The sequence below is a fragment of the Ruminococcus sp. AF17-22AC genome, assembly GCF_003460065.1.
Taxonomy (GTDB): Bacteria; Bacillota; Clostridia; order Lachnospirales; family Lachnospiraceae; genus Blautia_A.
The window spans coordinates 143,715-167,426 of the sequence record NZ_QRXT01000007.1 but is presented as its reverse complement, the minus strand read 5'-3'; the positions used below and the strand labels follow the sequence as shown (position 1 = coordinate 167,426).

At 44.0% G+C, this 23,712-nt stretch carries 21 protein-coding genes and 2 tRNA genes; 5 read left to right on the top strand and 18 right to left on the bottom strand.

Translation table 11 applies throughout. The features are described from left to right. Positions 1 to 272: 272 nt before the first annotated feature. From DWW86_RS11635 to tsaE, 8 genes are all read right to left on the bottom strand, one after another. Positions 273 to 362: transfer RNA gene (locus DWW86_RS11635), tRNA-Ser, on the bottom strand. 108 nt (positions 363 to 470) lie between these two features. Next, positions 471 to 556, bottom strand: a tRNA-Ser gene (locus DWW86_RS11630). Between the two features lie 95 nt (positions 557 to 651). Then, positions 652 to 1,347, bottom strand: a complete 696-nt coding sequence (gene ispD / locus DWW86_RS11625; RefSeq protein WP_072523054.1) for a 2-C-methyl-D-erythritol 4-phosphate cytidylyltransferase — start codon at positions 1,345 to 1,347, stop codon at positions 652 to 654. Between the two features lie 24 nt (positions 1,348 to 1,371). Next, positions 1,372 to 2,391: a tRNA (adenosine(37)-N6)-threonylcarbamoyltransferase complex transferase subunit TsaD gene (gene tsaD, locus DWW86_RS11620; protein ID WP_117943255.1), complete on the bottom strand. Its 1,020-nt coding sequence runs from the start codon at positions 2,389 to 2,391 to the stop codon at positions 1,372 to 1,374. A 12-nt stretch (positions 2,392 to 2,403) separates the two neighbouring features. Further along, positions 2,404 to 3,315: a ribonuclease Z gene (locus tag DWW86_RS11615; protein WP_072523052.1), complete on the bottom strand. Its 912-nt coding sequence runs from the start codon at positions 3,313 to 3,315 to the stop codon at positions 2,404 to 2,406. Positions 3,316 to 3,332: 17 nt separating this feature from the next. Next, positions 3,333 to 3,752, bottom strand: coding sequence for a ribosomal protein S18-alanine N-acetyltransferase (gene rimI / locus DWW86_RS11610; RefSeq protein WP_286187709.1), 420 nt, complete (start codon positions 3,750 to 3,752; stop codon positions 3,333 to 3,335). Positions 3,753 to 3,763: 11 nt separating this feature from the next. Further along, entirely contained in the window at positions 3,764 to 4,486 is a 723-nt protein-coding gene (tsaB, locus tag DWW86_RS11605) for a tRNA (adenosine(37)-N6)-threonylcarbamoyltransferase complex dimerization subunit type 1 TsaB (protein ID WP_072523050.1), read from the bottom strand. 47 nt (positions 4,487 to 4,533) lie between these two features. Beyond that, positions 4,534 to 4,959 (bottom strand): tRNA (adenosine(37)-N6)-threonylcarbamoyltransferase complex ATPase subunit type 1 TsaE, encoded by a 426-nt coding sequence (tsaE, locus tag DWW86_RS11600; RefSeq protein WP_072523049.1) that lies wholly within the window; start codon positions 4,957 to 4,959, stop codon positions 4,534 to 4,536. A 97-nt stretch (positions 4,960 to 5,056) separates the two neighbouring features. Here tsaE and DWW86_RS11595 point away from each other — a divergent pair, with 97 nt between their 5' ends. Then, entirely contained in the window at positions 5,057 to 5,581 is a 525-nt protein-coding gene (locus tag DWW86_RS11595) for a peptidylprolyl isomerase (RefSeq protein ID WP_117943253.1), read from the top strand. Between the two features lie 114 nt (positions 5,582 to 5,695). Here DWW86_RS11595 and DWW86_RS11590 read toward each other — a convergent pair whose 3' ends face one another. The 6 genes from DWW86_RS11590 to ftsH form a co-directional block, all read right to left on the bottom strand. Continuing rightward, the gene (locus tag DWW86_RS11590; RefSeq protein WP_286187708.1) at positions 5,696 to 6,370 is read right to left on the bottom strand and encodes a YigZ family protein; all 675 of its coding nucleotides are present in this window, start codon (positions 6,368 to 6,370) and stop codon (positions 5,696 to 5,698) included. Next, entirely contained in the window at positions 6,351 to 9,023 is a 2,673-nt protein-coding gene (locus DWW86_RS11585; protein WP_117943249.1) for a transglycosylase domain-containing protein, read from the bottom strand. Before DWW86_RS11585 ends, DWW86_RS11590 begins: the two co-directional genes overlap by 20 nt. Positions 9,024 to 9,232: 209 nt before the next feature. Further along, complete coding sequence (locus DWW86_RS11580) at positions 9,233 to 10,168, bottom strand: ROK family glucokinase (RefSeq protein ID WP_117943247.1); 936 nt, start codon at positions 10,166 to 10,168, stop codon at positions 9,233 to 9,235. A gap of 53 nt (positions 10,169 to 10,221) precedes the next feature. Then, positions 10,222 to 11,154: an HPr(Ser) kinase/phosphatase gene (gene hprK, locus DWW86_RS11575; protein ID WP_015543404.1), complete on the bottom strand. Its 933-nt coding sequence runs from the start codon at positions 11,152 to 11,154 to the stop codon at positions 10,222 to 10,224. Between the two features lie 20 nt (positions 11,155 to 11,174). Further along, positions 11,175 to 13,025: an excinuclease ABC subunit UvrC gene (gene uvrC, locus DWW86_RS11570; protein ID WP_117943245.1), complete on the bottom strand. Its 1,851-nt coding sequence runs from the start codon at positions 13,023 to 13,025 to the stop codon at positions 11,175 to 11,177. Between the two features lies 1 nt (position 13,026). Beyond that, on the bottom strand, positions 13,027 to 15,132 hold the full coding sequence (ftsH, locus tag DWW86_RS11565; RefSeq protein ID WP_117943243.1) for an ATP-dependent zinc metalloprotease FtsH: 2,106 nt from the start codon (positions 15,130 to 15,132) through the stop codon (positions 13,027 to 13,029). A gap of 178 nt (positions 15,133 to 15,310) precedes the next feature. Here ftsH and DWW86_RS11560 point away from each other — a divergent pair, with 178 nt between their 5' ends. Further along, positions 15,311 to 16,789, top strand: a complete 1,479-nt coding sequence (locus DWW86_RS11560) for a DUF1846 domain-containing protein (RefSeq protein WP_117943241.1) — start codon at positions 15,311 to 15,313, stop codon at positions 16,787 to 16,789. 133 nt (positions 16,790 to 16,922) lie between these two features. On the opposite strand, the gene galE is transcribed toward DWW86_RS11560, so the two are convergent. After that, on the bottom strand, positions 16,923 to 17,939 hold the full coding sequence (gene galE / locus DWW86_RS11555; protein ID WP_072523042.1) for a UDP-glucose 4-epimerase GalE: 1,017 nt from the start codon (positions 17,937 to 17,939) through the stop codon (positions 16,923 to 16,925). Positions 17,940 to 17,958: 19 nt separating this feature from the next. Then, the gene (locus DWW86_RS17150; RefSeq protein WP_181985347.1) at positions 17,959 to 18,120 is read right to left on the bottom strand and encodes a hypothetical protein; all 162 of its coding nucleotides are present in this window, start codon (positions 18,118 to 18,120) and stop codon (positions 17,959 to 17,961) included. Between the two features lie 197 nt (positions 18,121 to 18,317). Between DWW86_RS17150 and DWW86_RS11550 the strand changes: the two genes are divergently transcribed. From DWW86_RS11550 to DWW86_RS11540, 3 genes are all read left to right on the top strand, one after another. Next, the gene (locus DWW86_RS11550; protein WP_117943239.1) at positions 18,318 to 19,556 is read left to right on the top strand and encodes an ABC transporter substrate-binding protein; all 1,239 of its coding nucleotides are present in this window, start codon (positions 18,318 to 18,320) and stop codon (positions 19,554 to 19,556) included. A gap of 98 nt (positions 19,557 to 19,654) precedes the next feature. Further along, positions 19,655 to 20,539 carry a carbohydrate ABC transporter permease gene (locus DWW86_RS11545; protein ID WP_117943237.1) on the top strand — a complete coding sequence of 295 codons (885 nt, stop codon included), beginning with the start codon at positions 19,655 to 19,657 and terminating at the stop codon, positions 20,537 to 20,539. Beyond that, positions 20,539 to 21,387, top strand: coding sequence for a carbohydrate ABC transporter permease (locus DWW86_RS11540; RefSeq protein WP_117943235.1), 849 nt, complete (start codon positions 20,539 to 20,541; stop codon positions 21,385 to 21,387). The genes DWW86_RS11545 and DWW86_RS11540 overlap by 1 nt, the downstream gene beginning before the upstream one ends. Before the next feature lie 68 nt (positions 21,388 to 21,455). Here the strand turns inward: DWW86_RS11540 and DWW86_RS11535 are convergent, their stop codons facing one another. After that, a complete protein-coding gene (locus DWW86_RS11535; protein ID WP_181985346.1) occupies positions 21,456 to 22,559 on the bottom strand; it encodes a phosphotransferase enzyme family protein in 1,104 nt (367 codons plus the stop codon). After that, positions 22,560 to 23,489: a sugar phosphate nucleotidyltransferase gene (locus DWW86_RS11530; protein ID WP_117943233.1), complete on the bottom strand. Its 930-nt coding sequence runs from the start codon at positions 23,487 to 23,489 to the stop codon at positions 22,560 to 22,562. It lies immediately after the preceding gene. Between the last annotated feature and the right edge of the window lie 223 nt (positions 23,490 to 23,712).

The window sequence follows — 23,712 nt, the reverse complement described above, 5'->3', positions numbered from 1 at the left end:
GCATGTGTTAAGCACGCCGCCAGCGTTCATCCTGAGCCAGGATCAAACTCTCTGATAAAAATGTTTGATTCACTCAAGATAACAACTAGCTATCTCTCGTTTTACTGTTTTAAGGTTTTGTTCTTGAATTTAAAAAGAAATTTTCGAGAATCGTATGTGTTTCACTGTTTAGTTATCAAGGTTCTTAACTCGCCGTCTCTCGGACAGCTCATTTACTTTACCACATTTTTTACAATGTGTCAAGTGCTTTTTTCAAGTTTTTCAAACTTGAGCGGAGAAGGAGGGATTTGAACCCTCGCGCCGCTATTAACGACCTACTCCCTTTCCAGGGGAGCCCCTTCGGCCAGCTTGGGTACTTCTCCAAATTGCCCTACGCAATCGCTTCTCATTTTTTTCAGAAGCGTTTTATATTATATCGCGTTGTTTTTCGTTTGTCAAGAACTTTTTTGAATTATTTTCATTCTCAACAGCGGAGAGAGTGGGATTCGAACCCACGCGCCCTTGCGGACAAACGGTTTTCAAGACCGCCTCGTTATGACCACTTCGATATCTCTCCATATGCACTTTTCAGTGTTCGACGTCTCTTTGCCAGACGCAAGATGTATTCTATCATCAAATCTTTTTACTGTCAATACAAAATTTTACATTTTTTCAATCTTTTTTCAAAAACACCTCTGCAACGTCCAGATCCTCCGGTGTTGTGATCTTTATATTCTGATAAGAACCTTCCACAAGACGGACTTTAACCCCACTTTCCTGCTCTACCACCATGGCATCGTCTGTAATCATACTCATATCTTTCTTTCTTATACTCTCATGTGCTTTTCGTATGAGAGCATAAGAAAATATCTGCGGCGTTTGTATAGTCCAGACCTGTTTGCGTTCCGGAGTCGTACTGACAAAGCCGTCCTCATCAGACAGCTTGACCGTATCTTTTGATGGCATTCCCACTACACATGCGCCTGTCTCTCTTACGCCGGCAAGACCTCGCTTAAGAATTTCTTCTGTAATAAATGGACGTGCTCCATCATGTATAAACACATAATCAGTGTCTGTGCAGGCAAGGAGTCCCTGATAGACAGAATCATAGCGTTCTTTACCGCCGGCAATAACATCTGATACTTTCGTAAAAGAGTAGTGGTCAACGATTTCATCCTTACAATAGCATATCATATCGCTTTGTGTCACAAGAATAATATCATCGATCACCGGACTGTCCTGAAAGCATTTTAAAGAATAATATAATACAGGATGATCCTGAATCTCCAGAAACTGTTTCTGGATTTTACTGTGCATACGTTTTCCCTGTCCTGCTGCCAGAACAATTGCCGTAATTTTTTCTTTCATTTCAGAACCTCCTGATACTGTTATTTAACGTTCACCGAGTTTTAAATTCGGTACAGCATTGAGATCCCATCCATGACGGGTTCCCTTCATATATTCATAGTACGCTGCCACACCGATCATTGCCGCGTTGTCTGTGCAGAAAATCGGTGACGGACGATAAAACTTATAACCGTTTTCCACACATGCTTTTTCCATTGCCGCGCGAAGTGTTCCATTGGACGCAACTCCACCCGCAATCGCGATTTTATCCATCTTGTAATCTTTTGCTGCGAGCATCGTATGCTCCACAAGAACATCTACTACTGCTTTCTGGAAGGAAGCTGCAAGATCCGCACGATTCACTTCTTCGCCTTTCATCTGCGCCTGATTGATATAATTCAGGACAGCTGATTTCACACCGCTAAAGCTGAAATCATAAGGACAGGTTCCGATTTTTGCGCGCGGAAACACAATAGCCTCCGGATTTCCCTCTTTTGAAAGCTTGTCAATCTTCGGACCGCCCGGATACCCCAGTCCAATTGCACGGGCAACTTTATCAAATGCCTCTCCCGCTGCATCATCACGTGTACGTCCGAGGATTTCAAACTCACCGTAATCTTTGACGATTACAAGGTGTGTATGTCCTCCTGACACAATCAGGCAGAGAAACGGCGGTTCCAGATCCGGATGTTCAATATAATTTGCAGAAACGTGCCCTTCAATATGATGCACGCCTACCAGCGGGAGCTTCTTAGCGTATGCAATTGCTTTTGCCTCTGCCACTCCTACCAGAAGCGCACCAACCAGACCCGGACCATAAGTAACACCAATGGCATCCAGATCATCCAGTGTGACATCTGCATCCTTTAATGCTTCTTCAACTACCTGATTTACTTTTTCGATATGTTTACGGGAGGCAATTTCAGGTACAACACCTCCATATAACTTATGAAGTTCGATCTGCGACGATATAACATTTGACAGAATTGTTCTTCCGTTCTTTACTACAGAAGCCGCTGTCTCATCACATGAACTTTCTATTGCCAGAATCAATGTATCTTTCATTTTATGGCCCCTCTATTCTTCTTCGAAATTTAACTCAACACTTTTTCCGTCTTTGCCCGGCCATGAATTCGGGAAAATGCCACGTACCATATCCATATACTCATCCGGACGAATCAGGGACGGACTGTAATGCGTCAGCCATAGTTCTTTGACTTCTGCATCTTTTGCAAGTGTTGCCGCCTCACGAAATGTCATGTGTTTATAGCCTTTTGCTTTTTCAATTTTGTCTTCTTCTCCATACATTCCCTCACAGATAAAGAGATCCGAATTTACGGCATTATGCAAAATAGATTCCGTCGGACGCGTATCCGTCGTGTATGTCACCTTAATACCTTTTCGATCCGGTCCGAGAACCATATCCGGCGTATACACCACGCCATCCGCCTCTATCGTCTGGCCTTTCTGAAGAGGATTCCAGTATTTCAGCGGAATCTCCTGTTCTCTGGCACGTTCCGGTGAAAATTTTCCCTGACGCAGAATCTCAATCGTATAGCCATAACAGATCACATTGTGATTCACACGAAATGCGCTAATACGGTACCCGTTAAGTTCCAGTACTTCAAATGGTTTTGTTACTTCTATAAATTTAATCTCAAAAGGGAGTTCCGGTGCAATTACGCGAAGTGCATTCACCACACGCTCCAGTCCTTTAGGACCGACAAGCGTAAGCGGTTCCGTCCGATCTGCATTCCCCATTGTAAGAAGAAGTCCCGGAAGACCACTGATATGATCTCCGTGATAATGTGTAAAACAAATCACATCGATTGGTTTGAAACTCCATCCTTTTTCTTTAATTGCAACCTGTGTTCCCTCTCCGCAGTCAATCAGCAGACTGCTCCCGTTATAACGCGTCATAAGCGCAGTCAGCCACCGCCTAGGGAGTGGCATCATACCACCACAGCCCAGTAAACATAAATCCAACATATTTTTCACTCCTGCATTTACTGCATCTTCGTCATTAAAACTGCATTTTCGGTAGGATCAGTATAATAATCCCTGCGAAGTCCATCTTCTTTAAATCCAAGTCTTTCGTACAGTCTTCTTGCCGTTCCGTTGCCTTCCCGCACTTCAAGATGCACAATATGAATTCCGATCATTTCTGCCATCTTAAGCATGCTGTCCACAAGGAAATAGCCGATACCTTCTTTTTGTCTGTCTGAACGAACAGCAACATTCAGAATATCGCCTTCATCCAGAACTGTCTGCATGCTGCAATATGCGAGTATTTTTCCTTTTTCCTCGACTACAAAAAACATGGTATTCTCTTTTGTCAGAAATGTAAAAAAGCCTTCCTTCGTCCATGGATCAGAAAAAAGGGCTTTTTCTATCTCTACGACCTGCTCCAGATCCTCTACTGACATTTCGCGAAACGTCATGAATTACCGTCGGCCTTTGCCGCCTCCCGCTCAGCACGCTCTCTTTCAGCCTGCGAAACACGCAGATAATCCGGAACATGTTCCATTGCCGTTTCTGTTTTTCCCTGACTATAATAAATCTCGCCAAGCGCTGCGACTGCTGCTGCCCTCTGTTTGTTTACGTGTGCAGGCGCAAAAGAATACGGCACTGTCATTTTTTCTTCAATAAGCTCACGAAAAACCGGTACTCCATCACCAAGAAAAGTCACCGCTTCTCCACGCTGATTCAACTTGTCGATCATAGTTTCCATCGGCACTGCCATCTGGTCTTCCACCACTTCCAGCTGATGATCAGTAAAACAGTAAATGCCTGTATAAACCTGCCTGCGTCGCGCATCCATGATCGGACAGATCAGCCCCGGTGTATCATACAGATTGTATGCCAGTCCCTCTACAGTAGGAATGGCAATCAATGGTTTCTTTAAGGCAAGTCCAAGTCCTTTTGCTGTTGCTGACCCAATCCTCAGCCCTGTAAAGGAACCAGGTCCTGCTGCTACTGCGATTGCATCAATGCTGTTCAGATCAAGTTCTGTCATTTTTGCAATCTCATCCAACATCGGCAGTAATGTCTGTGAATGTGTTTTTTTATAATTGACTGTATATTCCGCAATCAGCGCATCGTCCTCTACTATAGCAACAGATGCCACGATTCCGGAACTGTCAAGTCCTAAAATCTTCATATCCTATCTCCTCTTTTCATCCATCCAGATAAAACAGATAAAATTTCTTACAAACCTTCCACAGTGATCCGGCGATAATCAAATCCCTGCTCAAGATTCTTTTCTATTGTAATGGAAATTCTGTCATCCGGCAAAATCTCCTCAATCAGTTCTGCCCATTCGATCAGGCAGATACCCTTGCCAAAGAAATAATCATCATATCCGATTTCTTCCATTTCCTCGATATCCCCGATCCGGTAAACGTCAAAATGATAAAATGGCAGGCGTCCTTCTTCATAAACCTGTACAATCGTAAATGTCGGGCTGCTTACCGGCTCCGTAATCCCAAGTCCTGCAGCAACTCCCTGCGTAAATACTGTCTTTCCTACTCCCAGGTCTCCGGTCAGTGTATATACCTGACCAGGTCTTGCCTGCAGACCGATTTTTCGACCTAATTCATATGTTTCTTCAGGGCTTCTTGTCTCTGTCACCATTTTACCAATCACCTTTTTCCTTGCAGAATTGTTCTTTGCATATTATAATAGAGCCCACAGAGAAAAACAATACTTTTTGCAAAAGGAGACTATGATTATGGCAAATACAAACCCGATCGTAACCATTACCATGGAAAATGGTGATGTGATGAAAGCAGAGCTTTATCCGGAAATCGCACCGAATACCGTAAACAATTTTATCAGTCTTGTAAAAAAAGGATTTTATGATGGTCTGATCTTCCATCGTGTCATCAACGGCTTTATGATCCAGGGCGGATGTCCGGACGGAACCGGAATGGGCGGTCCTGGCTACAGCATCAAAGGCGAATTTGCACAGAACGGTGTTGCAAATGATCTCGCACACACTCCTGGTGTTCTTTCCATGGCAAGAGCCATGCATCCAAATTCAGGTGGAAGCCAGTTCTTTATCATGCACAAAGCAGCTCCACACCTTGACGGAAGCTATGCTGCATTCGGTAAAGTAATCGAAGGAATGGATGTTGTAAACAAAATCGCAGAGACAGAAACTGATTTCCGTGACAGACCGCTTGATGATCAGCAGATCAAATCCATGACTGTTGATACATTCGGCGTAGATTATCCGGAACCGGAGAAATGCTGATTTAATTTCGGTGCATAACCGAAAGATTACATCATGTTTTTTCACACAAACAAAAAAAACGCCGCAGAAACCATGATTCGTTTCATGATTTCTGCGGCGCTTCTTATGTTTTAATCAATGATCAAACGTCTGAACTTCTCCGTCAATCACCGAATAGTAGCATTCCCCATCCTGCTCAAGCCGTGCGCGTCCATTCGTTCCTTCTGTGATTGCTTTCTCGACACCCCCGCTTTCCTGTACAGGAACCAGCAGTTTCAAAACAACCCGGTCAGTGTATTCACTGTCCAGCACAGGCAAGGACCATTCTCCTGCGATATACTGAATCTTGCCGATCCCGGTATAATCCGTCGTAACCTGCAGTATAATTCCCTTTTGCTTTAATATGACAGTACTTGCAGCCAGACCTTCCTGTACAGCCTTTGAATAGGCACGCACAAGACCGCCCGTACCAAGAAGCACCCCGCCAAAATATCTGGTTACTACAACAGCTACATTGTAGATATCTTCTCCCAGAATCACATCCAACATCGGACGTCCGGCAGTTCCGGACGGCTCCCCGTCATCACTGCATCTTGTGAATTCCCTGTTCGCTCCGACGGAATATACGTAGCAGTTATGTCTGGCATCCCAGTATTTCTTTTTCATTTCTTCCAGAAATACCAGCGCTTCTTCTTCTGTTTCAACAGGGCGAACCGTTGCGATAAATCGAGATTTCTTTTCGGTTATTTCTCCGATACCGCCCTCATATATAGTTTTGTATTCTGTAAGTTTATTCTTCTGCGCTTCCACCGTCATCTCCTCCGCCGGTATCTCCGCCGCCGTCGTCACCTCCGGTATTGTCTCCGCCGCCGTCATCTCCTCCGGTATTATCTCCTCCGGTATTATCTCCTCCGGTATTATCTCCTCCGGTGTTATCTCCTCCGGTGTTATCTCCTCCGGTGTTGTCTCCTCCGGTGTTGTCTCCTCCAGTGTTGTCTCCTCCGGTGTTGTCTCCATTGTTATTGCTGTTATTATCTGGATCCGGAGTCGGTGATACATTGGTCTCTTCATCAGTCGTATACTCTTCCCCCGTATCGTCCGATTCGTAGAAATGCTGATCGCAATAATCTGTCGGCACATCACCAATATCAAAGTATTCTGTGATTACCGGGCAGCCAGCTCTTGGAAGTAGTCCCGTTTCTTCACAAATACTGATTTTCTCTACACTTACCGGCATATCAAAGTCTTTATCCGGAAGGCCCTCATGAATACGGGTCATTACCTTTTTCCAGAGGTTCTTGTGGAAATTTCTCGCGTCTTCCGGAAGTTTCTCATTATTATCAAATCCGGACCATACCGCACAAGTATAATATGGTGTATATCCCACAAACCAGAGGTCATTGTATGCATCTGTTGTACCTGTCTTACCGGCAACTGTCATATTATCCAGCTGGCAGGCAGTACCTGTACCTTTATTTACAACATCTTCCATCGCACTGGTCAGAAGCCATGCCGTGCTTTCCTTAACAACAGATCTTCCTGCTGAATTTTTTTCAATCAGGACATTTCCGTTATGATCCAGAATCTTGGTATAGTAAATCGGCTCAATATAATTGCCATTATTTGCAATTGCCGCATATGCTGCACAAAGTTCTACATTCGTAACACCATGAGTAAGACCTCCCAGTGCCATCGGAAGGTTGGCATCTGTCCAGACAGTTCCGTCAGCATCTCTATCTGCTTCAGTACCATGTGCCAGTGTTGTAAATCCAAAATTGTCAAGGTACTGCAGTCCGAGTTCCGGAGTAACTTCTTCCAGACACTTAACTGCGACAACGTTGATGGAATTCTGGATGGCCTGGCGTATTGTTGTCGTTCCGCCATAACTTTTGGAAGCATTATTTACCGGTGATCCATCCGGATAATTGTATGGTTCATCTTCGAATGTCGTTGCCAGCGTCATTCCTTTCTCGTTGAGAGCCGGTGCATACGTAGACAGAACCTTAAATGTTGAACCCGGCTGTCTTGTCGTATCTGTCGCACGGTTCAGTGTCAGACTCGCTGTCTTCTCTCCACGTCCGCCGATGATAGCTTTTACATAACCTGTATGCTGATCAATGACACTCATAGAGGACTGTGGCTGTGGTGCAAAACTTACACGTTCCGCGACAACCGTTCCCCCATCAGCAAGAACAGCTTCTTTGTATCGGTCAACATAGCTCTGTCCTTCTTCCTGAGAATCAAACAGAAGGTCAAATTCCGGATCTTCGTTCTGGAAATACAGACGAAGCATTTCTTTGCTGTAGTTTATCTCTTCTCCGTCAGGATTCTGGACAGTGAGCGCATAATCCAGCGCGTACTGCACGTAATCCGGATAATTTGACGGATCTGCATACTCTTCATCCAGAATCTTCTGAATAGAAGCATCCTGTGTCGTATAAATACTCAGACCGCCACTGTAAACAAGGTTCTGTGCCTGCGTACGGGTATAGCCTTTAATATTCATCAGATCATTAATCACCTGATCAATCAGTTCATCTTCAAAATAGGAATATACGGTATTATCCGTCTCTTCATTCAGTACCTGCGCTGCCTGAATTTCTGAATAGACATCATCATTGATTACCTGATCATATTGTTCCTGTGTAATATATCCCTGATCGATCATATGATCCAGGACTTCTTTACGTCTCTTTGCATTTGCTTCCGGATGCTCAATCGGATTGTACTGCGTCGGGTTCTGTGTGATACCCGCCAGTGTCGTGCATTCTGACAGATTAAGATTCCATACATCCTTATTAAAGTATTTGCGGGCGGCTGCCTGCACACCATATGTTCCGGCTCCGAGGTTGATCGTATTAAGATAATTTTCAAGAATGACATTTTTGTTGTTAATCTTTTTCTCGATTTCAACAGCCAGATACTGTTCCTGAATCTTACGTGTAAAACGCTCAAGCCATGTAGACTCCTGCGTCCAGTTTGTAAATACATTATTCTTCAAAAGCTGCTGTGTAATCGTACTTGCACCTTCTGAAAGATTTCCAGAGGAAAGGTTCTTTACAAAAGCACGGAGAATACCTCTTACGTCGATACCATTATGCTCATAAAAACGTTCATCCTCGATTGCGACAACCGCATGCTGAAGATCCACCGGAATCTGATCAATAGATACAGGAAGTCGATTCGAACTCGGTGCCGTCAGCTTGCGAAGCTGATTGCCATCTCCATCATATAAAAATGTCGCATAACCCAGTGGTGAAATATCAATATCATTTACATCAGGAGCATTATCTATAATTCCCCGAAAAGCTCCAATTCCGGTACAGCCAATCACCACACAGATTGTGATCAATATCACAAAAAGAACTCTGATCAGCGACACATGAGCTCTTTTGCCCATCATGGCAGTACGGGAAATCAGCGAATTTCGCTTTTTTGAGACTGATTTTTTTCCGTAATTCATGGTTTTCCTCCTTTATAGTCCGTTCTATTATAGCAAATAAAAAATCGTAAATAAAGCCCCAATTAAAAACTTCACAATTGCAAAAATATATTTCTGAAACTATTATACTCTTTTACATCCAAAAGTCTGTAATCCAGCTTAAAAGAGGGATTCCAAATTCTGGAATCCCTCTTTCTGTAAAAATCTTCTGATCTTTAAATATGTATTTTTCAGAGAACCATCTTTGCCGCGCCATAAATTCCGGCATCATTTCCAAGTGTCGCAAGCTTAACAGGGGTCTCCTTGCAGGATGGAAATGCATGTCTTATGTAGTGTTTCTGAATACAGTCGATCAGCGGCTGTCCGGCTTTTGACACTCCTCCGCCGATTACGATTGCTTCCGGATCAACAACTGCCGCAAATCCCGCGATAGCGCTTCCGAGCAAACCTCCTACACATTCCATAATACGGCCTGCAAGTGTATCTCCTGCCTTAAACGCATCGAGAACATCTTTTGCCGTAATATTCTGAAGACCTCTCAGAGTACTGTCTTCCTCAGATGCCGCCAGCATTCTTCCTGCCACACGGACGATTCCTGTTGCAGATGCATACTGCTCCAGGCAGCCTTTATTTCCACAGTTACATGCTTCTTTTTCATCCTGTACCACTGTAACATGACCGATTTCTCCGCCTGCACCATGCGCTCCGGCTACGATTTTTCCGTCTATGATGATGCCGCCGCCGACACCTGTTCCAAGTGTTACAAGAATCACATTCTGCGCTCCGGCCGCTGCACCTTTCCATGCCTCACCAAGTGCGGCTACGTTTGCATCGTTTCCTGCCTTTGCTTTCAGTCCTGTAAGGTCATGAAGGATCTGCGCAACCGGAGTAAATCCCCAGTAAAGATTCACTGCACATGCAGCCTCGCCTTTTGAATTGATCGGTCCCGGGATGCCGATTCCCACACCTTCTACATCTGCTTTATCGATTTTCTTTTCTTCGAGTTTGAGATTGATTGCATTTGCAACATCCGGAAGAATGTTCTCTCCTTTATTCTCTGTTCTTGTAGGAATTTCCCATTTGTCTACCAGAGTACCGTCTGTCTGGAAAAGACCACATTTTACAGTTGTACCTCCCACATCAATTCCGAAGCAATATGAACCCATTTTTCTTCCACCTTTCCCTGTTGTTTGTTATTTCAAAGCAGATTTCTGCTTTATCAGCTTTCACGTTTTTTTGCAATATTTGCCTGTACACGCTTGTACAGCTCTTCTGCCGCATTGTATCCCATCTTCTTCTGTCTGTGATTGACAGCAGCAGACTCTACGATAACAGCAAGGTTACGTCCCGGTCTGATCGGAAGGGAATGGCAGACGATTTTGTTTCCAAGATATTCTGTATATTCTTCATGCAGACCAAGGCGGTCATATTCTTTGTCACGATCCCACTCTTCCAGCTTGATAACAAGGTCAACAGACTGTGTATCCTTAACACTCTCTACACCAAACAATGTCTTGACATCAATGATACCGATACCACGAAGTTCAATAAAATGACGTGTGATATCCGGCGCTGATCCGACCAGAGTGACGTCACTGACTTTACGAAGTTCTACGACATCATCACTGACAAGACGATGGCCACGCTTGATCAGTTCCAGAGCGGCCTCACTCTTACCGATTCCGCTCTCGCCGGTGATCAGGATTCCCTCACCATAAACATCAACAAGTACACCATGGATGGAAATGCACGGTGCAAGCTGTACACCAAGCCAGCGAATGATCTCTGCCATAAGACTGGAAGTTGTCCTCTCTGTTACAAATGTCGGTACATTGTATTTGATTGCCATATCGATCATATCCTGCGATGGCTTTGTCATGGTGCTGAAAATAACACATGGAATCTTACTTGAAATAAAACGCTCATATTTCATCATACGTTTCTCATCACTGAGCTGCATCAGATACGTATATTCCACATATCCAATGATCTGAACACGCTCGTTTGCAAAATGTTCCAGATATCCGGTAAGCTGCAATGCCGGTCGGTTAATCTCTGCCGTCATGATTCTCATATCAGACAGATCAATCTCAGGAGTCAGGTTCGTAAGATTCAGTTCCTGTACCATCTTTGTCATTAATACACCTTTCATAATGTCTTCTCCTTTAATGTTTATTTATTCGGGTGAAAAAATTCATACACCTGTTTTGCGCTTCCCATATTCATGGATTCAGTTTCTGCAAGTTCTTCAACAGATGCCTCACGTATTCCCTCGATGGAACGGTAACGGCGCATTAGAGCTTTCCTTCTGCGCTCGCCGATTCCCGGAATGTCATCCAGTATCGAATGCACCTGTTCTTTGCTTCGCAGCGACCGGTGATATTCTATCGCGAAACGATGGGCTTCATCCTGAATCCTGGTTATCAGCCGAAATCCTTCGCTGTTTGTATCAACAGGTATCTCTATATTATTAAAGTATAATCCTCTTGTGCGGTGGTAGTCATCTTTTACCATACCACAGACAGGAATCTGTATCCCCAGTTTATCAAGGACACCAAGGGCAATATTTACCTGCCCCCGGCCGCCATCCATTAATAGCAGATCCGGCATCTTCGCAAAGCTGTCAAATTCTCCGTTGCTCTCATGCGTAAAGCGCCTGATCAGTACTTCCTCCATACTGGCATAATCATTCGGACCCTGCACAGATTTAATACGGAATTTACGATAGTCACTTTTTTTCGGCTTGCCTTTCTCATAAACAACCATCGATCCTACCGACTCAAAACCGCTGATGTTGGAGATATCAAATGCCTCCATACGATCAAGATTTTTCATACCGAGCCAGTCTTCTACTTCATGCACGGCGCCGATCGTACGGCCTTCTTCTCTCCGTATTCGTTCACGGTCTTTCTCAAGTACCATGCGGGCATTTTCCCATGCAAGCTCTACAAGCTTTTCTTTTGTGCCTTTTTTCGGTACTACGATGTGAACCTTCTGCTTTCTTCTGGAAGTCAGCCATTCTTCGATTACTTCTGTATCTTCGATTTCTGTCTGCAGTGTGATTTCTCCCGGGATAAACGGAGTACCTGCATAAAACTGTTTTACAAAACTGGACAATACCTGTGAGCGAGTGTCTCCTCTGGCAACACGCAGATAAAAATGATCTCTTCCAATCAGCTTGCCGTCGCGCATAAAAAACACCTGAACGACAGCATCCTGTTCACGGAGATCCAGACTTTCATCCATATCACAGGCAATGATATCTCTGTCTTCTTCCCCATAGGAAGTGATCTTCTGCCGTTCACCGATCTTCTGAATGCTGCGTATCAGATCACGTGCTTCAGCCGCATCTTCAAACCGCATCTCATCCGATGCTTTCTGCATCTTCTCAGTAAGCTGCGCGATTGTTTCCTGAAAATCACCATTCAAAAAAGCCAGCACTTTCTGGATATTTTCTTTGTAAACACGCTGGTCTGCATGCCCGGTACATGGTCCCATGCACTGTTTCATATGATAATACAGGCACGGCCGGTCTTTGCCACAGTCTCTCGGAAGATTGCGGTTGCAGGAGCGTACCTGATAAAGCTTTCGAACCAGCTCTATGACATCTTTGACAGCCCCGCCACTGGTATAAGGACCAAAATATCGATTCTTATCCTTCTTCATCCGTCTGGCAAACAACACTCTCGGGTAAGCCTCCTGTACCGTCACCTTGATAAAAGGATAACTTTTGTCATCCTTCAGCATGGTATTGTACTTCGGACGGTGTTCCTTGATCAGGTTGCTTTCCAGAACAAGTGCTTCCAGTTCGGAATCAGTAATGATGTATTCAAATCTGGCTATGTGAGTAACCATCTGCTCAATCTTCGCACCTTTGTTGCGGCTGCTCTGAAAATACTGCCGCACACGGTTTTTCAGGCTGATTGCCTTGCCCACATAGATGATCTCATCCCGCTCATCGTGCATCAGATAAACACCCGGGTTCGCGGGAAGCTTCTTTAACTCTTCTTCAATCTGGAACATACTACTCCTCAGAGTCAGATACGTGATTGTCTGTTTCGTCAGTAACTACATCATCCGATATAGTTGCATCACCGGTATTCAATGTTTCCTCCTGCACTCCTGTAACTTCCGGATCCCGGACAGCTTCTATATTCTCTGTCTTCATCTCAGTTTTTTCTTCAGACTTCTCTTCTGTCTTTACTTCTTCATCCGGAAGTTCATCCAGATTCTCCGGAATCTCAATTCCCTTCTCGACTGCGCGGAAGATCTTCATAAATTCTTTACCTGTGATTGTCTCTCTGCTGATCAGATAACCGGCAATCTTGTCCAGTGCCTCTCTGTGTTCGTTGAGAAGTCTCTTTGCTTCCTCATAAGAATAATGAAGGAGCTGCATAACTTCATGGTCAATCTCAGTTGCTGTATCATCACCACAGTTGAGCACTGCTCTTCCTGACAGATACTGATTTTCCTGAGTTGCCAGTCCCATCAGACCAAATTTCTGAGACATACCATACTGTGTGATCATTGCACGTGCTACCTTTGTAGCCTGCTCGATATCATTTGCCGCACCGGTAGTTACCGTATCGAATACAATTTCCTCTGCTGCACGACCGCCCAGATAACCGACAAGCATTGCTTCAAGCTCTTTCTGAGTGTTAAGGTATTTTTCTTCTTCCGGTACCTGCATAACATAGCCGAGAGCTCCCATCGTTCTCGGAACGATAGTGATCTTCTGTACCGGCTCGGCATCTTTCTGCAGCGCATTGACAAGTGCATGTCCGACTTCATGATAGGAAACAATTCTTCTCTCCTGCGGACTTAAGATACGGTCTTTCTTTTCTTTACCGACAAGAACAACCTCAACAGATTCCTGAAGATCTTTCTGCGAAACGGCTCTTCTGCCGTTTTTAACTGCAAGAATTGCGGCTTCATTGATCATATTGGCAAGATCGGAACCGACTGCTCCGGAAGTTGCAAGCGCAATTGCTTCCAGATCAACCGTTTCATCCAGCATGACATCTTTGGCATGTACTTTGAGGATCTCGACACGCCCTTTGAGATCCGGACGATCTACGATGATACGTCTGTCAAATCTTCCCGGACGCAGAAGTGCCGGGTCCAGGACTTCCGGACGGTTGGTTGCCGCAAGGATTAAAAGACCCTTGGACGTGTCAAATCCATCCATCTCTGCAAGAAGCTGGTTCAGTGTCTGTTCACGCTCATCATTGCCGCCGCCATATCTGGAATCACGGCTCTTACCGATGGCATCGATCTCATCAATAAACACGATACACGGTGCATTTTTCTTTGCTTCCTCAAAGAGATCTCTCACTCGTGAAGCACCAACACCGACAAACATTTCTACAAATTCAGAACCTGACAGGGAAAAGAACGGTACGTTCGCCTCACCTGCCACTGCTTTTGCAAGAAGAGTCTTACCTGTTCCAGGTGGACCTACAAGAAGGGCACCCTTCGGAAGCTTCGCACCGATTGCCGTATATTTACCCGGATTATGCAGGAAATCCACAACTTCCTGCAGCGATTCCTTTGCTTCTTCCTGCCCGGCAACATTCTTAAATGTCACTCCGGTCTCTTTCTGAATGTATGCTTTTGCACGGCTCTTGCCGACACCCATGATTCCGCTGCCGCCTTTGTTCATGCGCCGCATGAGGAACATCAGCATAAAGAACAAGACTACTGTCGGAAGCAGTACACTGATCATTGTCGAAACAAACTCACCCATCGCGTCTGGCTGTTCATAATGAAAAACGATTCCTGTCCCTTCCAGACGTTTCGTCAGAGCATCGACATCCTCCATCTGATTTACTTTATAGCTTGCATTCTGATAATATGATTTCTGGATCTTCGGTACGACGGTCAGTACTCCTGACTGAAGCGTAACCTCCTTTACCTGATCCTTATCTACCATCTCAATAAATTTATCATACGTGATTTCACTGGACGAATCGCTCATCATATCTGTCACAAAACTTAAGCATACCAGCGAAATCAACAGACAAATCAAAAAAGCCAGGATTGACTGGCGGTTTTTATTCGGTCCCTGATTTCCGGGATTGTTTCGATTCGGACGGTTTCCATCCGGCCGGTTATCCATGTGATTGTTCATTCTTGTCCTCCTCTTATTATCCTCTATATTATAAAGAGATTTCCTGTATAAATCAACTGGAAAACTGTGAATGTTTGTAGCATGTTACTTGCCTGTAAACCGCAACTGTAGTATACTATCAACGTGATGGCCGGAAAATTATATTCCGGCTAAATGTGATGGGAAAGGAAAACGAAAAATGAAAACAGGATTTGACAACCAAAAGTATCTGAAGATGCAGTCTGAGCATATTCGCGACCGCATCAGCAAATTTGACAACAAATTGTATCTTGAATTCGGCGGAAAGCTTTTTGACGATTACCACGCTTCCCGTGTTCTTCCGGGATTTGAACCGGACAGCAAGCTCCGTATGCTTATGCAGCTCAGTGATCAGGCTGAAATCGTCATTGTTATCAGTGCTGCAGACATCGACAAAAACAAAATGCGCGGTGACCTGGGCATCACTTATGACGAAGATGTTCTCCGTCTTATTGATGAGTTTACCGGACGCGGTCTTTATGTAGGAAGCGTGTGCATCACAAGATACGCAGGTCAGGAAAGTGCTGACCTTTTCAAAAAGCGTCTCGAAAAACTCGGTAAAAAAGTATACTTCCACTACAGTATTCCCGGATATCCAAGCAATATCCCGCTTATCGTAAGTGATGAAGGATACGGTAAAAACGAATACATCGAAACAACAAGACCACTCGTTATCATCACCGCTCCGGGACCGGGAAGCGGAAAAATGGCGACCTGCCTCTCACAGCTCTATCATGAATACAAACGTGGTGTTGCTGCCGGCTATGCCAAATTCGAAACTTTCCCTATCTGGAATATCCCGCTGAAGCATCCGGTCAATCTGGCATATGAAGCCGCTACCGCAGACTTAAATGACGTCAATATGATCGACCCGTTCCATCTGGAAGCTTATGGTGAAACAACAGTAAACTACAACCGTGATGTAGAAATCTTCCCTGTTCTTCAGGCAATGTTCGAAAAGATCATGGGCGAATGCCCGTACAAATCTCCTACAGATATGGGTGTCAATATGGCAGGAAACTGCATTGTTGATGACGAAGCATGCTGTGAGGCATCCCGCCAGGAGATCATCCGCCGTTATTACAAGAGCTGCGCTGCTCTTCTTACCGGCACAGGCAAAGAAGATGAAGTCCGCAAGATCGAGCTTCTTCTGAAACAGGCACACGCTTCTCTTGAAGACCGCAAAGTCGTACCGGCAAGCCTTCAGAAAGAACAGGAAACAGAAGCTCCTGCTGCTGCTCTTGAACTTCCGGACGGACGTATCATTTATGGTAAAACATCAGATCTGCTCGGTGCATCTTCCGCACTTCTTCTGAACGCACTGAAAGAGCTTGCAGGAATCGATCACGAACATCATGTGATCTCCCCTGAAGCAATCCGCCCGATTCAGGAGTTAAAGACCGAATACCTCGGAAGTAAAAACCCGCGTCTGCATACCGATGAAACCCTGATCGCACTTTCTGTCAGCGCAGCCAGCAATCCGGAAGCAAAACAGGCGCTCAAGCAGCTTCATGCACTGAAAGGCTGCCAGGCACATACTTCTGTTATGCTCTCTTCTGTAGACATCTGGGAGTTCCGCAAGCTCGGCATCGAGCTGACCTGCGAGCCCAAATTTGAAAAAGAAAAGAAATACCACTAAACATCAAATCTTATTTTCAGTAATCCGAACCACGCGCTGCCGTGTTCATATATGCAAAATCCCGATGGACTTATATCCATCGGGATTTTGCATATATTCTTATATAATTATTGGTGATACAACTGCCATTACGTTAGTCTTCGTAACCGTTCGGGTTCTTCTGCTGGAAGTTCCAGGAATCCGCACACATGTCTTTGATGTCATATTCAGCTTCCCAGCCAAGTTCTTTTTTTGCTTTTGTCGCATCAGAGTAGCAGGTAGCTACATCGCCTGCACGGCGTGGTTTGATAGAATAAGGAATCTTTATGCCTGTAGCTGCTTCAAAGTTCTTAACGATATCCAATACGCTGTACCCTTTACCTGTACCGAGATTGTAAATACTTAAGCCTGAATTGTCTTCCAGTTTCTTAACCGCTTTTACATGGCCTTTTGCAAGGTCTACGACATGGATATAATCTCTGACACCTGTTCCGTCCGGTGTGTCATAGTCATTTCCGAATACGCCAAGTTCTTTCAGTTTGCCAACTGCTACCTGTGTAATGTATGGCATCAGGTTGTTCGGGATACCGTTCGGATTTTCACCGATCAGGCCACTCTTATGAGCACCGATCGGGTTGAAGTAACGCAGAAGTACCACATTCCATTCCGGATCTGCTTTCTGGATATCGGTAAGAATCTGCTCCAGCATGGATTTTGTCCATCCATAAGGGTTGGTGCACTGTCCTTTCGGGCACTCTTCTGTGATCGGAATAATTGCCGGATCTCCATATACAGTTGCTGAAGAGGAGAAAATAATATTTTTGACATCATGTTTTCTCATCACATCTACAAGTGTAAGTGTACCTGCAATATTGTTTTCATAATATTCCCATGGTTTTACTACAGATTCACCGACTGCTTTCAATCCTGCAAAATGAATACAGGAATCAATCTGCTCTTTTTCGAAGACCTCATTCAGTCCTTCTCTGTCAAGAATATCTGTTTTATAAAATTTCACCGGTTTCCCTGTGATCTGCTGCACTCTCTCAAGACTCTTTTCGCTGGAGTTACTGAGATTATCCAGCACTACGACTTCATATCCTGCGCTCTGCAGCTCCACTACTGTATGACTTCCGATGAAACCTGCTCCGCCTGTTACTAAAATTGCCATGATTTTCTCCTCCTGACGTTTACTCTGTTTCTGTTTTCGCTGTCATTGTAGCACTAATCTTTTTTTTCCACAATATTTTCCTGGTTTCTCCCTCATATTTTACTAAAACTCCATCAGATTTTACTATTAAACATTCCGGTAATCTTCTTTTATTTTGCAGATTATAATTCTGATTTTTCATGTTTCGGCAACCTGTCATATCATATTTTTATGCAAAATATATTATTTTTTTTATTATTCCTACCTTTTTTTATTCATTTTTTATTGACACTGTCATATGCAAACGATATAATTGATATATTACATCCGCGCCATCGCGGATATGACAGACAACTGACAGCTCCGTCAGTTATCACACACAAAAGGGAGGACTTATCTATGAAACGTAAACTCGCATTAGCAATGGTACTGGCAATGACAGCATCTATGGCTCAGCCTGTTCTCGCAGCAGACAGTAAAACCACTCTTGATGTCATCATCAGCCAGTATGGTACCCAGACACAGGCATGGTGGTCTCAGTTTGAAAAAGATTTTGAAACAGAAAATCCTGATATTGATCTGAACATTGAAATCGTTTCATGGAATGATCTTTATACAAAAGTAAATACACTTGTTGCAAATAACAATGCACCTGACATCCTGAACATCGACGTTCTTGCAGACTATGTTGCTGACGACCTTCTGATGCCGGCTACCGAATATGCATCCGAAGATCTCCAGTCCAAATTCTTCCCGGCATTCTGGGACGCAAGTACAATTGATGATACTGTATATGCATTACCGATCCTTGCATCCTGCCGTGCTCTCTTCTATAATAAGGATATCCTTGACGAAGCTGGTGCATCTGTTCCGACTACATGGGCAGAAGTTCAGGAAACTGCACAGAAGATCAAAGATAAATTCGGCGATGACGTTTATCCATGGGGTATCGACATGACTACTGACGAAGGTCAGGCTGCATTCTCCTACTACACATGGAACAATGGCGGCGGATTCGTTGATGAAAACGGTGACTGGGCTCTGAACAGTGAAAAGAACGTAGAAGCTCTGAATTTTGCAGTCGGTCTTGTAAACGATGGCTACACCAACTCTGATCCTGCTAACGAAACACGTTATGACCTTCAGGATATGTTCGGTGCAGGTAAAGTTGCAATGATGATCGGACCAAACAATATTCCTACTTACCTTTCCGACGGCGGATATGACATCAACTACGATGTAACTACTATCCCGGCTAACGAAGGCTGCGAATCCGTAGCAATGGGTGTTTGTGACCGTCTCGAAGTATTCAAAGACGATTCTGCTGAGGATCAGGATACCCGTACAGATGCTATCACCAAATTCTTCGACTTCTTCTATGATGATGAGCGTTATGCAGATTACATGGTCTATGAAGGATTCCTTCCGACCACACAGACAGCTGCTGACCTTCTTGCAAAAGACGATGACACATTTGCATCCTGGATCGATATCCTTCAGAGCTGCAACTTCTATCCGGCAACAAAGACAGAATGGGCAGATGTAAAACAGGGTGTTATCGAAGTAGAGCAGAACGCACTTCTCGGCGATGATGTGCAGACACTCCTCGATGATCTCCAGGCTGATATTGCAGGCTGATCACATATTTTCAACTGAATGCAACTTAACCGGGAGCCGGAACTTTAGTGACCGGCTCCCGCTTGTGTCTGAACTAAATTAGTCTGGTGGTGTAAAACATGAAAAAAAAGAAACCTTTTGCTGCAGTAGAGCCTTATCTCTGGCTGCTCCCCAGCATCCTGCTTATGACGGTCTTTATCCTCTTTCCGATCTTTGAAGTTTTCCGTACTTCTATGAGTGAAGTAAGTAAGGCCGGCCTTATCAAAGGCTTCTGCGGACTTGACAACTTTACCAAAGTCCTCAGAGGATCTACCTTTAAACTTGTACTTAAGAATACAATTGTATGGACTGTTGCCGTTGTTGTGATCTCCACTGTATTCGGCTTTATCCTCGCACTTGTACTTAACAACAAATTCCGTTTCCGTAAAGCGGTCCGTGCAATCGTTGTATTTCCATGGGCAACTTCCCTGATCATTCAGGCAGGTGTCTGGAAATTCATCATTGATAAAGACTATGGTGCCTTAAACACCCTTTTGATGAAGATCGGTCTGATCTCCAGTCCTGTTAACTGGACTCCGACTCCTCAGGCATATTTTGCATGGGAAATTTTTGTAGGTATCTTTGTTACCGTACCGTTTGTAACTTTCTGCGTACTTTCCGGACTGCAGAGCATTGATAATTCCTACTACGAAGCAGCCACTGTCGACGGAGCAAACTACTGGCAGAAACTTTTCAAGATCACTCTTCCGCTGGTAAAATCCTCCCTGACCGTAAGTACTGTGCTGAATATCATTTACGTATTCAACTCATTCCCTATTATCTGGACAATTACCAAGGGGGATCCGGCAAGCCGTACCGATACCCTTGTGACATACCTTTATAAGCTTGCCTTTTATAAAGGAAAATCCGGTGAAGCGGCTGCAGTATCCGTGATCGGTTTCCTGATACTGTGTCTGTGTGCTTCCATTTATATGGTCATTTCACTCAGAAAGGAGGAAGAATAATGAACAATCATACACGCGATACCAAACATATCGTCCTTCGTGTTCTTCTTTACCTTTTTGTAATTCTGGTCGTACTTGTAACCCTGTATCCATATTTTGTTATGTTTACGACTGCAGCAAAAAGCCGTGCAGAAATCTATTCTACCGACGGAACCTTACTTCCGCTCCACTGGCTCTGGCAGAACTTTAAAGATATCTGGACACTGGCACCGCTTTCCAGATATTTCATCAATTCTCTGATCGTTGCCGGCGGTTCTACCCTGATTGCAATCATATGCGGTATCCCGGCAGCTTATGCGCTTGCACGAATGAAATTCAAGGGTAAAAAAATCTTTCTGGGAATCGTTATCATCTCCCAGATGTTTGCACCGGTTGTCCTTCTGGTCGGCATTTATAAGATCATGTCTACCTTCGGAATGACAGACAGCCTTGTAGGTCTTGTATTTATCAACGCAGCATTTAACCAGGCCTTTGCGATCTGGCTTCTGCGAGGTACTTTCATCTCTATTTCTCCAGAAATGGAACAGGCAGCAACTGTTGACGGCTGTGGCAAAGTGTCTGCACTTATCCGCATCCTTCTGCCTGTAGCTGCACCTGGCATCGTAACTGCACTGATCTTCGTATTCATCAATGCATGGAACGAATATACCGTTGCCCTGACACTGATCTCAACAGATGTTCTCAAACCGCTGACTGTCGGCATTACGATTTTCAACGGTTACAACATGGTAGAATGGCAGTACCTGTTTGCATCTTCTCTGTTTGCAACAGTACCGGTCATCATCCTGTTTGTCCTGATCGAGAAACATCTTGTCGGCGGACTTACATCCGGTGGTGTCAAAGGCTAAATCTCATGACATCAAAAAAGCTTCGAAACCAGGAAAGTTTCGAAGCTTTTTTATTGCTCTGTAATGTATTATTTGTATTTCTTTATGATTTTGTTCATCTGCGGAAGTTTTTCCTGCATATCTTTGACCAGTGTCAGCTGTGTTCTGCAACGATCCAGATTATGTCCTTCACGATGGATCTTAAAGTAATGATCCCCCTCCAGATAATCGGTAAGGAAACGTATTCCGTTTTCGAAAGTCATAAGGATTGCCCCCAGCGGAAGTGTCTCGATCTCCAGGTCTGTCAGTGCTCCGCCGCAGCCCTCAATAAATCCTTTTGCATAAACTTCAAATAAATGAAGATCGCAGGATACTTTTGACAGATCTTTTTCATCTTCTGCCGCAGTACTTGCACCAAAACGGACAGAATCGCCAAAATCATGTGCTGCAAGTCCCGGCATAACTGTATCCAGATCGATTACGCAGATACCTTTTCCGGTCTCATCATCGATCATGATATTGTTAAGCTTTGTATCATTGTGTGTAACACGAAGCGGCAGTTTACCTTCCTGCTGCAAATCATATAAAGCATGTGTCAGCTCTTCTCTCTCAAGAATGAAGTTGATTTCTTTCTGTACAGAAGCAGCTCTTCCGCAGACATCTTCTCTGACTGCTTTTTTGAATTTCTCAATTCGATCCGGTGTGTTGTGAAAATCTTTGATCGTCTCATGCAACGTCTCTGCCGGATAATCAGCCAGAAGTCTCTGGAAGTGTCCGAAAGAAACAGCACTCTGGTAGAAATCATTATCATTTTTTACAGCATCATAAGAAGTCGCACCCTCAATAAAAAGGTAAACTCTCCAGTACTCCCCTTTGGAGTCTCTGAAATATGGAAGGTTCTCCTGACTCTTTACGATCGTAAGTGTTTCTCTCTCCGGGTCACCGCCATTTGCGATGATCTTTTTGCGAAGCCATGAAGTGACGCCTCCAACATTTTCCATCAGTCCGACAGGATCTTTAAAAATACTGCGGCTCATCCGCTGCAGAATGTATCTCTTTGTTCCGTTTGGGGTCTCATATGTCAGGCGATAAGTATCGTTAATGTGTCCGTTTCCATAAACAACACATTCCTTCAGTTCTCCCGGAAGTTTAAATCCATCAATCGCTTCCTGTACTTTTTCCTTTATTTCCACTTATGCTTCCTCCCACAGTTTCTGCGGATACAATCCCTGATCTTTCAGATTCTGGATTGCATCCATCACCATTGGTTTGTCTTCTTTATAAGTTACCCCATACCATTTGTCTTCGGATTTCAGCACCTTGACAGTTGCTTTCTTTTCCTGCAGAAGTTCATCCACAACAAACGGAAGGAAATATTCGCCTTTCATCGGATTATTTGCAATCGCATCATCCAGAAACGGACGAAAACGTGCTTTCAACTCCTGTAAAATACTGTTTGAAAATCCCCACATATTCATAGAAACAATGCTGCCCTGCGGAAGCATCGTCCAGGTCTTTCCATCATCTTCTGTATATGCAGTACCGCTATCATGCTTTTCGATATGCGTCCGCTCATTGATCTTGATCAGATGACCTTCTTCATCTGTCACGCAGACACCTCTTGCCACATGCCCATTCTCTGTCAGTGTGTTTTCCAGTCTGTAGCCTACCATCATATAATGATAAACATCTTCATCCTTCTCTTCGGAAGTCAGGAAATCATATGCCATCTTAAATGCATGTACACCGTAATAATCATCTGCATTGATTACGGCAAATGGTCCATCGATCTCATCAATACAGCTTAATACCGCATGTCCTGTACCCCATGGTTTTACTCTGCCTTCCGGCACAGAATAGCCCTCCGGAATATTTGTAAGCTCCTGGAATACATATGCAACCTCGATCTGCTTACTCAAACGTTCTCCGATTGCTTCACGAAATGCTTCTTCATTTTCTTTCTTTATAATAAATACAACTTTTTCAAATCCTGCTCTCACTGCATCATAGATAGAAAAATCCATGATAATATGGCCTTCTTTGTCAATCGGATCAATCTGCTTTAATCCACCGTAACGGCTTCCCATTCCTGCGGCCATAACTACTAAAACCGGTTTCTTCATCATTTCTCCTCCTGTTTCTTTTTAACTGGATTTATGGTACAACACAAAATATTATAATACAATAGATTTTTTTCTTATACAATCCTTATCTAAATGATCTTTCATTATGATGACGTTTTGGGTGTGAATAGTATTTGCACAATTATACTCTTTTTGTATACATTCAACTTTATCGTTTGACTATTTAATACAATTTTATTACTATTATAATTAGAAATAATAT